Consider the following 13843-nt stretch of genomic DNA (forward strand, 5'->3'; position numbering starts at 1 on the left):
CTCTTTCCTTAAGGTGCATACATCACCTGAACATTTGCATCAAGATTGTTTAAAAAAGCACTAACGGGCATAACTGTAGGATCATGCTGTGCCATTGCTTGATGCAATACTGCCAATTTTTTATGGCCGACTAAATGAAAAAAAATCACACGACTATTTAATAATCTCCGTTTCGACAAGCTCACTCGTTGATATGGCGCGTTTTTAGGAGTAATTTGCAATACTGCAGCAGCATTATCATCTAATCCCAAAGCAAGCTCATGTGCGCAAGGAAACAAAGACGCCGTATGTCCATCTTCCCCCATACCTAAAACTACCGCATCGAAAGTCGGTAAAGATGCGATCATTTTTGCTGTTTCTTCTACGGAATATCCTTCCTGATACAAGCTTATAAAACGGGCTGTCGCCGCTTGATGCTGCAATAAGTAGTGTCGAACCAGGCGTTCATTTCGATCTGGGTTATCTGGTGGAACACAACGTTCATCAGCTAATGTTACAGTAACTTTATTCCAGGGAAGATCAATCTTTGCGAGGCTTTTGAATAAATCAACAGGCGTTTTCCCTCCCGAAACCACCATATAGGCATGGCCGCGTTTGGCAATAGCCCTGCAAAGAATATGCTTTAATTGTTCAGCCAAATCTTCGGTTAATAAATGTGCCTCACTAAAACTATGTAACTGCATTTTGTTCACCCCATACATGTGCTTTGCCGTTGTATAAACGAATTACTTCCAAGGGGCCCCATGTTCCTGAAGGATAAGTATAAAGTGGCGTATCTTGTTTTTCCCAAGCCTGTTTTATATCGTCAATCCATTTCCAAGCTTGTTCTACTTCTTCACGACTGACAAATAAGTACTGGTTCCCCAACATGACCTCTAGTAATAATCGCTCATAAGCATCTGCAATTCTTTGAGAATTAGACAAATGGTTAAAATTTAAATTCAATTTACTGTCGCGCAATTGCATGCAATCACTCAAACCTGGAATTTTATTCATCATGCGCAATTCTACACCTTCATCAGGTTGCAACCTTATAATAAGCTGGTTAGGAGATAATTTTTGTTTTAGGGGTTTAAAAATATTGTAAGGTTGTGGCTTAAAGTAAATAACCACCTCACTTTGTTTTTTTGATAACCTCTTACCTGTCAGTAGATAAAAAGGAACACCGGACCAACGCCAATTATCAATATAAGCTTTAATTGCAACAAATGTTTCTGTAGTAGAGCTTCGATGTGCCCCTTCTTCATCCAGGTAACCCAATACGTTCTGACCATTGATTACATTTTCCACATATTGAGCGCGAATTGTATGTTCATGCACCTGAAGATCACTGATCGGACGTAATGACTTTAATACCTTAAGTTTTTCGCTCCGTATACACTCTGCAGACAAGCTGATGGGAGGTTCCATTGCCAATAAAGACAATATTTGTAATAAATGATTTTGCAACATATCTCTTACTTGGCCGGATTTATCATAATATGCCCAGCGTCCTTCTACCCCAACTTCTTCTGCAACAGTAATTTCTACTTTATCAATTGACTGATTATCCCAATTTGAAGAAAAAATGGCATTAGCAAAGCGAAGTACCAAAAGATTTAATACGGTTTCTTTACCCAAATAATGATCAATTCGATAAATTTGATTTTCAGCAAAGAAATGGGAAACTTCATTATTAATTGCGATGGATGAAGGTAAATCATGACCAATTGGTTTTTCCAGGACAATACGGGAAGGTTGTTTTGTTAAACCTATACTTGAAAGCCCTTGGCATGCTTGCGCGTACAAAGAAGGTGGAATCGCCAAATAAGAAATAGTTACTCGCTCATCAGGAGCGACAAGATCAGTTAATTGCTTATAATCTTCAAGCTGTGTCAAATCAAGTCGGCAATAAAGGATTTTTTCAACAAAACGTGACCAAATTTTTTCATCAATATTTTTGCCTGTAAACATTTGAGTTTTTGTTTTTGCAAACTCAAGATACGCGGTAAGCGTTAATGGTTCCCGGGCGCAACTGATGATACGGGTATTTGCATGAAGTAAGTTTGAACATTCAAGCTGGTACAATGCAGGAATCAACTTGCGACAAGACAGGTCTCCCAAGGCACCAAACAGAATTAAATCACAAGGATATGTTGCAGCGACTTCTTCGATCATGTTTTATCCTAAACTCAATCATATTTTGAGGGTTAAATACTAAATTGAAAGATAGCACAGATCAACTTAAATCCCGCTTATCTCCAAAAAAGCTCACTGTTTTATTCTAACTGTTTAACACCCTGAATATTCGAAGGTATTATTGCAAAAATTAATTTTTATGCTATATGAAATATTAAGGTACTTATTTACTTCCGCCTGCTACTCGTAGTTTGGCGTAGAATGATCGAAGAATGTGAACACTCTAATTTACCTAAACCCTAAATTATTATTAGGAGAATCTGATGCTTAATAAAAGATTTTCAGAAAGACTGAATAAAGAATTGGATAATATTGGTGTGCCAGAATCAAGCGCAGAGCGAATCGAGGTATTGTCAAAATTAGTAAAAATTCCTAAATTTAAAGCAGAAGCATTACTTAACGGGGCAACTAATCCTGACCAAGATTTACTCAATGCCCTGGCCCAAGAATTTGAGGTAAGCGCTGATTGGTTAGTAGGCAAGAGTGATGAGTCTTCTCATTAATGTAACAAAATGAAGGGGAAAGTACTTAATTTCACCTAATTTTTGTGTAGCAAGCTCAAAAAATGCTCCCCGTAAAATACGTGGTACTATATACGGGGATACCGTTAAAAAACTGAGATACACTTAAAAGCTAATTATTTAACATTGATTTCGATAGCTGATTTTCAGGGTCCTCTATATTATTTAAAAGCTTATAGGTCTCATTGAGTTTACCAGCAATTTCTTTCTCTTGATGTGAAGCAAAAAACTGCGGCCTATAAAGAGGTTTTTCTTGTCCTTTAATGGAATAACCAATCGCAACGATGAATTCTGCCAGGGCGCGAAAGAAATTTCCGAAGTGGGTTGCACTCTCATGCTTGTTAGTCAATTGTCTTACTTCTGTATCAGTAACATTAGTGGCTATTGCTTGAGCAGAATGAAATTTGAACTGTTCTCGATTAATTTTAGATGCCAAATACTTTAATTTAATTTCCTCTAACTCAGATTTTAATGTTTTTACCCAATCAGGGGTATTATTAGATCTTTGAAGGATATCAATAGCAGAGAGTAACTGGTTAAGTTGAATCACTTCGTTTGAACTACTCCTTAAATTATACTCATTTTTTAAATTATTATATTTAGTTTTAATACCTACAATTCCATTGGGAATGTCTGCCGGTATCCCAAAATAAATATCTTTTTCCTCTTGCAAGCGTTTTTTTATCTGATAGAGGGCGTTAATGTTATCCCTACACATTTCAACAAGAGGAGATGTTTGCAATTCTTCTTCTAAGGCATTTAGTTGTTCTTCCAAACTAGCTTTTGTCTCCCTAAATCGATTTATTTTGGATATTTGTCCCTCTAATAACTGTTTAGTTCGATTAAGGCTCGTTATAGTTTCCCAGCACTTTGCTTCAATCTGTTCTGTAGTTAATTTTTTTGTCGACAATTCATCTATTGCAGAATGAGTGTTCTTCAGTGCTGTTTCTATATCATTCTCATAATTTTTCAAAGGCTTTTTCAGTTGATTATCCCTCTCACACAGCTCTAGTAGCTTCTTAAAATTCATAAGTGCATTCTGTGTAGACTGCAGAGCAGATGATGAGTACTCAACTCTTTTCCTTTCTGCTGAAACAATGGCAGGATTAAGTGTACTCTCTAAAAATTCATTCAATTTTTGATGTATTTGCTTTAATGTTGCTTGTGCATTTTGTGTAATGGCAATTTGTATATTGACTTGCTCAATGGAATGAGGGGCTTCATCCATAAATTCTTTCTCTCTTTCACCAATAACCTCTTCTGCTTGTTGTAGTAGAGAATTATATGGGCTCAATAATACTTGTTTGTCGAGCTCACTCTTTACCAACGCGATCTTTTCTTCGAATCCCTGATAAAGTGCCCTAATTTCGTTGACCTGGAACACATATTGCTTCGAGTACTCAGCTAATTCAGATGTAAGTTCAGTTAGGTTTTTTTTACGTTCATTGGATTGATTGATATTATCGCCTGAGGAGAAATCTGTTGCTTTTGCAGCTGAAAAGCTCCCATTTTTCTTTTCAAGTATTATTGCATAAGTATTAATAAGATCATTAAAATCAGCCAATTCAATTTCCTGGTCCGGATCACTGTTTTCCAGCGAATTTTTTGCTTCTTCAAGGCGTTTAATAAAAATAACATCTTCATTGAATTGTGTAGAAAAATAGTCCATCGTTTTGGAAAACGTATTGATTGAATCTTGAATATTACCCCATAATTTATTTAGTAAGGGGGTTACATCTTGTTGATTATCCTTTAATTCTTGTACAGGGTGATTCTCGAACTCTTCGCTTTTTGATAACTTGCTAAAACTTGCAATCATCAAATCAATTAGAACTAATTGAAAATTTTTAGCTTGGATATGAGCCGTGCTAATTAGCCTTTTTTGTATTGCGGTATCTTGTGTTTGCTCAACCTGCGCTATTATTGCGGATACTGACTCTAACTGCTCATTATCTTTTTCTAATTTTATTTTTTCTTGGGCGTTCTTAATTGTTTCACAGAGCTTTACTAAATAATGATCTGTTCTATCTGTTCTATCTGTTATCTCTGTCTTGTCTTTCATAGTAAATATACCCCCTAAGAGAAAATCTGCAAACATGTGAAATGTTTAATTAACGGCAGCTCGAATATGCCCATCCCACGTAAAATAAGATTTATTGATAATCTACGTTTATTCGCACAAATGGACGTTCTAAGCCATTTTACATCGAGCTCCATTAAATTAAGTTTCATAGAGCCAACTTCAGATTCAAGGTGTAAAAAACCAGGAATCAATGTGTAAAATTTAAACGCACATGAACTTACAAATCAAATTGATTATACTAATATGGGATATCAAATTATTTAATATTTTAAAGATGGGAAGGAAGTTGAAGCTAATTTTAGTACCACATTCTAATTAAGGCGTGTTGCCAATTCGTCTCCACGGCTTACGTGCCGCGACTTGTTCGCGTATCCCGGAGATAGTCCTATTTAATGAACCCAATAGATTACTCTAATCGATTGATTCATAAGTGTAACCTCATAATAGCACGATTTTAATGTCAACAATAAAATGAGTTTTCTATAGCCAGAATGATGCTCAATGATGAACTGTAGTTAAACCTGCAGGAGATCTTGATACAACTTGAGATTTATGACATGCCTAATCTTCGTATGATTGTTGAAGCAATGTTATCGCGTATGCGTATTCGCTGTCATTCGCGAGATCTACCCCTAGAATTTGGATTCTGGAATTCTATGCTAGCAACAATTTAATCGTTGGTCCTCAAAACCAAATTGATGAAGATTCTTAAAGATCTCATACATGATCCTTATCTTGAATGGGAATTTATTGAGGGCCGTATCGTTGGGGCGCATCAACAGAGCTAAAAAATTGGTGCAGGCAATGGAAGTTAAATGAAGTTGAGGAACTTAATCCAGAATGGCGTAATCTAGATGAAAAAATCTGCCTTTGATTAAGAGCGCATGGATGCCGCGAACAAGTCGCGGCACGTAGCGGGTTGGGATAAATGGGGCAACACGCCTTAGAAAATAAAAACCAGCTCAACTTAATATATAAGGAATTACACTTATCGAAATAGATTTAATCAAATTACATACATATGATTTATTACCTGTAGAGATAATAGTTTGCTTAACCATGAAATCGATCGTTTGCACTAATGGGTCTTGCATGCTTCGCGATGTACTCAATAATTTTTCCAGCAATATTAATCCCCGTGGCCTTTTCTACACCTTCAAGACCTGGTGACGAATTAATTTCTAAAACCAGGGGGCCATGATTAGAACGAATTAAATCAACACCTGCCACTTTTAAGCCCATGGTTTTTGCAGCTCTAATAGCAATGGTTCTTTCTTCAGGAGATAATTTCACTTTAACTGCAGTGCCTCCCTGATGCACATTTGCCCTAAATTCACCCTCTTTTGCTTGTCGCTTTACAGCAGCAACAATCTTCTCGCCCACAACAAAACAACGAATATCAACGCCACGCGATTCCTCAATAAATTCTTGTACTAGAATGTTGGCACGCATTTCTTTAAAAGCATTAATAATGCTCACCGCGGATTGATGGCTGTCTGCTAAAATTACTCCTTTCCCTTGAGTTCCCTCTAACAATTTAATCACTAAAGGCGCACCACCAACCATCCGAACCAAATCTTCTGTATCATCAGGAGACTGCGCAAAACTAGTCAAAGGCATTGGGATTCCTTTACGCGCCAATAACTGGAGGGAACGAAGTTTATCTCGAGAACGAGAAATGGCAATGGACTCATTTAAAGTATACATACCCATAGTTTCCATATGGCGCAACACCGCCGTACCATAATACGTATTTGATGCACCAATTCGTGGAATTACAGCATCAAAATGGGGTAAAGGTGCTCCTCCCCTGTAATGAACTTTTGGACAGGAAGCAGCAACATTCATATAACAATATAATGGATTTATAAAGCTTATCTCATGGCCAGCAGCTTCACCCTCAGCTTTAAGACGCTTATGAGAATACAAATGTGGGTTCGTAGCCAATATCGCAATTTTCATGTAACACGCATTCCTTAAATATAACTATTTCTTATTTTTTTTATTTTAAACGCTCTTGATGAGTCAAAACATTTCTTTATAAATGATTCATATAAATAAAGCCTAGTCTAAAAAATTTAAAACCACATTGAGATTTAATAAAAAATTTTCATTTAAAAATTCTTAACTAAGATACCAATAACAAATAATCTTTTGCTAAAAGATCAGCATGGTGGGGTGTAGTAAAAAATGCATTAAGTTCTCCTTGAGGATTAAATAACATCAATGCGCCACTATGCTGCATGTCGTAATTTTTTGAATCATTATTCACTTCAATTATTTTTGTATACGCAATCCCCATTTCTCGAGTCATCGACTTAATCGATTCTTCGTCTCCTCGAGCCCCATAAAAATCAGGATGGAAGGAGGTTACATAATTGCCCAATTTTTGTTGGGTATCGCGCTCCGGATCAATAGATATCATGACTATCCTAGGTAAATCCTTAACTCCTTTTTCTTCAAGGATACGGTACATCTTAGCCAATTCAGCCATAGTTGTTGGACAAACATAGCCACAATTAGTGAAACCAAAAAATATTAAAGTCCATTTACCTTGCAAGCTATTATTATCAAAAGTATTGTTATCAATTCCTGTCAGATTAAATTTATTGACAGGCCGTGGATGCTCAAGATAAGTGCCGTTGAACTTGCTAGTATCTATTTTCTTTTTAAAATGAATATGTTGACCTACAAATATTCCTGAAAACAACCCAGCAAGCGCCAACAACATAACTACAGTAAAAGTCACACCCTTAGTTTTTAAACTCATATTTCCCCCTTTAAAGGAACATGAATGAAATAAGTTACCTGACAAAAATTCAACACCCTATAATGAAACTTATCTCATACATAATTATTATAAGTAATGATCAATCAATAAAAAGACAAACAGCAACATCAAATAAACTATTGAAAATCTGAATGTTTGCATTGCAATAACTGGTTTATCATTATGATATAATTGATACGCCCAGAATAAAAATCGCGCACCAAGGACTAAAGCACCTATCAGATAAAATAAGCCACTCATCCCAATAACAAAAGGTAATACGCTAGCCACCACTAATAAAATCGTATATAAATAAATATTTAACTTAGTAAATTGGATACCATGAGTTACAGGCAGCATAGGAATTTGCGCATGTTGATACTCTTCATAGCGATAAATCGCTAAAGCCCAAAAATGAGGCGGTGTCCAAATAAATATAATTAACACCAACAACAATGCTTGTGGATCCAATTGATTGGTTACGGAGGTCCAACCTAACAATGGAGGGGCTGCGCCTGCCAATCCACCTATTACTATATTCTGCGGGGTTGCTCGTTTTAAATAACCGGTATAAATGCCAGCATACCCAATTAAAGTAATAAAAGTGAGTAATGCAGTTAATCCATTTACAAAAACAGCTAAAACTGTTAGTCCAATTGTCCCCATGATTAAAGCGAACCATAAGGCTTGGCGCACTGAAACCTGGCCACTTGCTACAGGCCTTTTTTTCGTTCTGGCCATAATCGCATCGATTCGTTTATCAACAAGGTGATTAATTGCCGCAGCACTGCCTGCACATAGCCCAATACCTAGCAACGAAGCACTCAATAGAAATAAATTCACCCATCCTGGAGTTGCAAGATACATCCCAACTACAACGGTCAAGAGCATCAATAACACAACACGAGGTTTACATAACTCAATATAATTACGCCAAACGGATGATGTTGGTTGCGCTATAGGATCAACATGCATCATTCTGCCCCTTACGCGTAAAGTGCAATGTGCTAAATACAGCAGCCAGCAATAAAGCAGCAATCCCATTATGAGCTACAGCTACCGTAATTGGAAGTAAATAAATCACATTGAGAATCCCTAAAGTAAACTGAATTAATACCAGAAAAAACATCACTACCGCCGCTGTTTTAAGATAATTAAAATGGCTTTTTAATAGGATAAACAAAGAAAGCGTCACCACATAAACAGCAGTTATCATTGCGCCCAATCGATGAATAAATTGGATAGTTGCTCGCACTTCATGTTCCAGTAGTCCACCTTGATAATTCGCTCCCACTGGAGAAAATAAATTAAAGCCCTGTGCAAAATGCAAATCAGGCCACCAAGCTCCATTACATGTCGGAAAACCAATGCATGAAATTCCTGCATAATTAGCACTAACCCATCCACCCAGAGCAATTTGTATCAGAACAATAATGACTCCTAAACGTAACCATGGACGCCATTGCGGTAAATCCTGGCCAGTTAATGCGCTGATTTGAAAACGAAATCTAAATAAACAAGCAACAATTAATATACCCCCGAGAAGATGACCCATCACTACAACGGGTAAGAGCTTTAAAGTGACAGTCCACATACCCAAAGCGGCTTGAAAAACGACTAAGAATAATAAAGCGATAGGCAAGTGCCAAGGTAAATGGCTACCTTGGGAACGTTTACGTAAGACATAAAAACCTACAAAAAAAATCAATAACGCCAATGTGCCTGCAACATAGCGATGAGCCATCTCAGTCCATGCTTTCCTGGTCTCAATAGGAATTTGGGGGTATTGGGTTTGTGCAGCCTGTAATTTCTCCTGAGCACTGGGAAGAACAATCTGTCCATAGCAACCAGGCCAATCTGGGCAACCTAAACCTGCATCCGTAAGTCGCGTATAAGCGCCTAACATAACGACAAATAAAGATAAAAGGACAGCGCAGGTTACTGCGTAGCGTAATAATTTATTTTGCATTAGATTTATCACCCTTTTTTTCTGTTGTATTGAGCAACAACTTTAAATCCTTATATACATCATCAGGATTAAGCTGTGGTGAATAACTCAGAATCAAATAATTATTGGGATCCGCTAAAAAAATTTTTGCCTTTGAAAACAATACTCGATTGGCATTGATTTCGGAGGCAGATAATTCCGTCACCTTAAAATCAATTTCACTTAACAGGGATTGTTGTTCTTGAGACAATGCAGGTGAATTATTACCAAGAATTAACCATTGATCAACCTGATACAATTTACGCCCCAAAGCCAAACGTACCTTAGCTAAAACCTCCAGTTGTTGCATGCATGTTTTATCACAGACGCCTGGGCTCCAAAAAATGATACGCCACTTTGCAGACTCCTTGAGAGAATTCAATGCTACAGGTGGATTTAGTAAAGTTCCTCTATTAATTTTTGCTGTTCCTAACCAGGACGGATGTTTATAAAACATCAAAGCAGCAATTCCAGGAGTAGCGAATATTAGAACGAGCAATAATAAAATGTAATACTTAGAAATTTGTTTTTTCATTTTTTTTCTTCAGATTTAATGCTACAAATATAATCAGGACAACCAATGCCATAACAAACCACTGCAAAGCATAGGCTAAATGCCGCTGTGGAGGCATAGATACAGTCGCCCATTCACGCACAAATCCATTTGCATCTTGTTTGTCGAGGCGAATAATAAACGGAGAGACCGCTTTTTGCAAAACTTGGCTCATCAATTGTGTATCCAACCGTTCCAGGATAACTAATTTATTTCCCTTCTTTTCTAGAGAAGGTCCTAAAACCCATTGATTTTTACTTGGAAAATATGCAGAGCCCTGTAATGTCACAAATTCATCGGGAATTATAATGTTAGGAAAAATTCGGCGGCTTAACTCCCCCGGGACCCACCCCCTGTCAATCATAATAACTGTACCATCAGGAAGTTCCAAAGGGGACAGGACATCATAGCCAAATTGATGTTGGTGATGCTGATTATCTAATAAAAATATCTGCGGCAAAAACGTTCCTTCAAGTATAATTCGCTCGTATTGTAAGGGAAGTTTTTGACTGTTAGTCCAAAAAAAAGGTTTTTGCTGTTCTTGGTTTTTTTGTGCCACAATCATTTTTCTTTTTTCATCTGCACGTTGAATTTGCCAAAAACCTAGACGCACAAATAATGAAAAAAATATAATGGTGAGCATTAGCATCATCCAACTTGGGGTGAAACGAAATTTAAAACAGGTTACACTAGGCATGGTTCATCAATTGTTTAAATGTTGGCCATAATCTGACGGCAATTTTCAGGAGTATAACAAATGATCACTAAAATTATCATCATCTTGGCCATGATTATTATCGCCGGCTCATTAGCAAGCGGTCTTATTTTCCTCATTCGTGACTCTGGAAACTCTAAACGCGCTGTTAGGGCATTGACCATTAGAATAAGTATTTCTGTTAGTTTATTTATATTTTTATTAATTGCTTTTAAACTGGGATTAATTAAACCCCATGGCATTTAAATAAGGATTTATTATGCGTATATTATTCATCAGTTTTATATTTTTTTGTCACTGCCTTCATGCAGACACCATAAAAAATTACATGAAAATTGCCGATAATATCCCTCAGATGGAAATTAAAGCAGATCCACAAGCTCAAGCTTGGGCTCGTTCAGCGCGACATGTTCTAACCATAACCTGTGAAAATATTGCAGAAACAATGCTTCAAGCAAACGAAATTGCTAAAAACCAAGGTAATCCTATTTTTTGTCTTCCTACAAATGTTCAGCTTAATGCAACCACACTGTGTCAATTATTGCAACAAACTTATAAAGAAATATCAAGTCAACAAAGTGATAAAGATTCGATGACTGTATCACAGGTCGCTTGGCTAGGCGCAAGCAAAAGTTATCCATGTCAACCAAACACTGCAGCTAAAAATGAAATGGCTCATGTATCTGCAGCACTTGGACAGTCCTAGCAGCTATAAATTTACAGCTTTAGTTCTGGATTAGGGTAGCAAAACTCGGGGCGTTTCACGGAAAATTCTTTTCTGAGCAACACTACATTATTGGCCAAATAACTTCATTAGCTAAAAAAATAGTGCTTTTTCCTGTTTATTTTGTTATTATAATGTTCAAATTTTATATCACCTTGCCTTTATAGGCTACGTTTTACTCAATCAGGATTTTTATGTCTCAAGAAATCACCAGCTTCGCTGCCTTTAATTTTTCTGATGCCTTAAATAGAGCATTAGAGGATATGAAGTTTACTACTCCTTCACCAATTCAAGCACAAACGATTCCTTTACTGTTAGAAGGACGAGATGCGATTGCTCTTGCGCAAACAGGAACAGGTAAAACCGCTGCATTTGCATTACCAATTTTGCAAAATTTATCCTCGTCTGTGCACGGCACCCAGGCTTTAATTTTAGCACCTACGCGAGAATTAGCGATTCAAGTTGCAGAGCAATTCGAATTATTAAGTGCAAATCAACGCAGCATCACAGTTGCAGTTTTATGTGGTGGCCAGGAATATGGACGTCAATTAAAACAATTACGAGCTGGCGCTCAGATAGTAGTTGGGACTCCAGGACGTATTCTGGATCATCTCGATAAAGGAACTTTGCTTTTAGATAATTTACGTACTTTTATTCTTGATGAAGCAGATGAAATGTTGCGTATGGGGTTTATTGAGGATATTGAAACCATCATGTCCAAATTACCCGAAAAAAAGCAAATAGGTTTATTTTCTGCAACTATGCCTCATCGCATACGACAAATTGCGAATACTTATTTACATAATCCTGCAGCGATTGAAATACGCGCAGAAACCGCCACTGTCAAAAGTATTGAACAACGCTTCCTATTTGCATCAGGACATCAAAAGTATGATGCATTATTACGCGTACTAGCAGTGGAAGACTACCAGGGTGTTATTGTATTTGTGCGAACTAAAAGCAGTACCGAAGAAGTAGCAGAAATATTGCAACAACAAGGACTGCGCGCTATGGCCATACATGGTGATATTACCCAAGCGTTACGTGAACGAATTATTGCTCAATTCAGACAAGGAGCAATTGATATTTTGGTTGCTACAGATGTTGCCGCACGTGGTTTAGATGTAGAGCGAGTCACTCACGTAATCAATTATGACTTACCCCATGATAATGAAACTTATGTTCATCGGATTGGAAGAACAGGAAGAGCCGGGCGTTCTGGAGTTGCTATACTCTTTGTAACACCTAAGGAAGGTCGACTCATTACAAGTATCGAGCGACATACCCGTCAGCGTATTACTAAGGTAGCTGTGCCCACAGACCACATGATCCATGTGACACGTCAACAACGTTTCATGGCAAATATTACCGCACGCCTGGAACATGAACACATAATTTCTTACAAACGGATTATTGAGGAGTACATCAAAGAAAATGATGCTTCCGCGGTCGATGTTGCTGCTGCGCTTGCCTTATTATTGCATAAAGATATGCCATGGCAAAAAGAACAAGCTTTACCTAAAGAATCACGTTCAATAAAAGAAAACCGTCCAGAACGTAATGGTAAATTTGAGCGTTCGTTTTCTCGTTTCGACGAAAGAAAAAGTTTTAATTCAGATAAGAAAAGCCCCAAAGATAACCGTAAAAAATTTGGAGACGTAGAACAAGATTTATTCCGTCTTGATGTGGGTAAAGTTCATGGAGTTAAACCAGGGAATATTGTTGGTGCTATTGCTAATGAAGCAGGTCTACAAAGTAAGCACATTACCGGTCTTAAAATTCTTGATGACCATTCTATTGTACGCCTTCCCAAAGGCATGCCTAAAGAAATCATGAGTGGATTAACCAAAGCCTGGGTATGTGGACGTCAGTTAAAATTAACTTTAATCAGTAGTAATGCTTAATTTAGTTGGTCAGCAAGCTCATCAAGATGAAATTTCCAGCAAGGATTGCTGCTTTTTAGCCCCTCCACCTTGCGGGGGGTGACGTTAGGGAGAGTATTATCTATGTAGAGCAGGGTTTTGGGAGCAACAAAGCTTTCTCAAAAATTTACCCTATCGTATCCTTCCTTTTTGCCTCACTATTGATGTTCTGTAGCTTGCCTGTGGCATCCGGTGTTTTATGCCGCACGCCTGAATCGTGCTGATATGCCACATAAAGTCAAAAAATAGAGCAAAACTGTTTTATTGAGATGCGTAGAGTAATCAGCTGTTTTTACAAATGCCGACTTTTTTCTAATTATCTCTTTCTATATAGTGTCTCACATCGGAATAACTTCATTTTCTATAGAGAGTTATTTTATTGAGTTTGTC

Annotated in this window: 13 protein-coding genes and 1 pseudogene; 5 read left to right on the forward strand and 9 right to left on the reverse strand. The window is 37.3% G+C overall.

Going from position 1 to position 13843, the window contains the following annotated elements:
- Positions 1–8 precede the first annotated feature (8 nt).
- Both pgl and zwf read right to left on the reverse strand, forming a co-directional pair.
- Positions 9–683, reverse strand: coding sequence for a 6-phosphogluconolactonase (gene pgl / locus EKG34_RS09900; protein WP_003635099.1), 675 nt, complete (start codon positions 681–683; stop codon positions 9–11).
- A complete protein-coding gene (gene zwf, locus EKG34_RS09905) occupies positions 670–2157 on the reverse strand; it encodes a glucose-6-phosphate dehydrogenase (RefSeq protein WP_003635098.1) in 1488 nt (495 codons plus the stop codon). Before zwf ends, pgl begins: the two co-directional genes overlap by 14 nt.
- Positions 2158–2441: 284 nt before the next feature.
- On the opposite strand from zwf, the gene EKG34_RS09910 reads away from it, so the two are divergent.
- Positions 2442–2681 carry a hypothetical protein gene (locus EKG34_RS09910; RefSeq protein WP_003635097.1) on the forward strand — a complete coding sequence of 80 codons (240 nt, stop codon included), beginning with the start codon at positions 2442–2444 and terminating at the stop codon, positions 2679–2681.
- A 130-nt stretch (positions 2682–2811) separates the two neighbouring features.
- Here EKG34_RS09910 and EKG34_RS09915 read toward each other — a convergent pair whose 3' ends face one another.
- On the reverse strand, positions 2812–4761 hold the full coding sequence (locus EKG34_RS09915) for a hypothetical protein (protein ID WP_012979371.1): 1950 nt from the start codon (positions 4759–4761) through the stop codon (positions 2812–2814).
- 542 nt (positions 4762–5303) lie between these two features.
- Between EKG34_RS09915 and EKG34_RS18980 the strand changes: the two are divergent.
- Positions 5304–5567: pseudogene (locus tag EKG34_RS18980) on the forward strand (transposase); the annotation flags it as partial.
- Positions 5568–5835: 268 nt separating this feature from the next.
- Here the strand turns inward: EKG34_RS18980 and rimK are convergent.
- The 6 genes from rimK to EKG34_RS09945 form a co-directional block, all read right to left on the reverse strand.
- On the reverse strand, positions 5836–6744 hold the full coding sequence (rimK, locus tag EKG34_RS09920; protein ID WP_003635093.1) for a 30S ribosomal protein S6--L-glutamate ligase: 909 nt from the start codon (positions 6742–6744) through the stop codon (positions 5836–5838).
- Between the two features lie 166 nt (positions 6745–6910).
- Positions 6911–7552, reverse strand: coding sequence for an SCO family protein (locus EKG34_RS09925; protein WP_012979373.1), 642 nt, complete (start codon positions 7550–7552; stop codon positions 6911–6913).
- Positions 7553–7639: 87 nt separating this feature from the next.
- Positions 7640–8527 carry a heme o synthase gene (cyoE, locus tag EKG34_RS09930; RefSeq protein WP_003635089.1) on the reverse strand — a complete coding sequence of 296 codons (888 nt, stop codon included), beginning with the start codon at positions 8525–8527 and terminating at the stop codon, positions 7640–7642.
- Complete coding sequence (locus EKG34_RS09935; protein ID WP_012979374.1) at positions 8517–9521, reverse strand: COX15/CtaA family protein; 1005 nt, start codon at positions 9519–9521, stop codon at positions 8517–8519. Before EKG34_RS09935 ends, cyoE begins: the two co-directional genes overlap by 11 nt.
- On the reverse strand, positions 9511–10074 hold the full coding sequence (locus EKG34_RS09940) for a hypothetical protein (RefSeq protein ID WP_012979375.1): 564 nt from the start codon (positions 10072–10074) through the stop codon (positions 9511–9513). The genes EKG34_RS09935 and EKG34_RS09940 overlap by 11 nt, the downstream gene beginning before the upstream one ends.
- Positions 10055–10789, reverse strand: a complete 735-nt coding sequence (locus EKG34_RS09945; protein WP_012979376.1) for an SURF1 family protein — start codon at positions 10787–10789, stop codon at positions 10055–10057. The genes EKG34_RS09940 and EKG34_RS09945 overlap by 20 nt, the downstream gene beginning before the upstream one ends.
- Positions 10790–10849: 60 nt before the next feature.
- Here EKG34_RS09945 and EKG34_RS09950 point away from each other — a divergent pair, with 60 nt between their 5' ends.
- The 3 genes from EKG34_RS09950 (at position 10850) to EKG34_RS09960 (ending at position 13435) form a co-directional block, all read left to right on the forward strand.
- Positions 10850–11053, forward strand: a complete 204-nt coding sequence (locus EKG34_RS09950) for a twin transmembrane helix small protein (RefSeq protein ID WP_027269565.1) — start codon at positions 10850–10852, stop codon at positions 11051–11053.
- A 13-nt stretch (positions 11054–11066) separates the two neighbouring features.
- Complete coding sequence (locus EKG34_RS09955) at positions 11067–11513, forward strand: hypothetical protein (protein WP_003635082.1); 447 nt, start codon at positions 11067–11069, stop codon at positions 11511–11513.
- Between the two features lie 212 nt (positions 11514–11725).
- Entirely contained in the window at positions 11726–13435 is a 1710-nt protein-coding gene (locus EKG34_RS09960) for a DEAD/DEAH box helicase (RefSeq protein ID WP_003635080.1), read from the forward strand.
- The last annotated feature ends 408 nt before the right edge of the window (positions 13436–13843 follow it).

The organism is Legionella longbeachae, assembly GCF_004283175.1.
GTDB classification, from domain to species: Bacteria; Pseudomonadota; Gammaproteobacteria; order Legionellales; family Legionellaceae; genus Legionella; species Legionella longbeachae.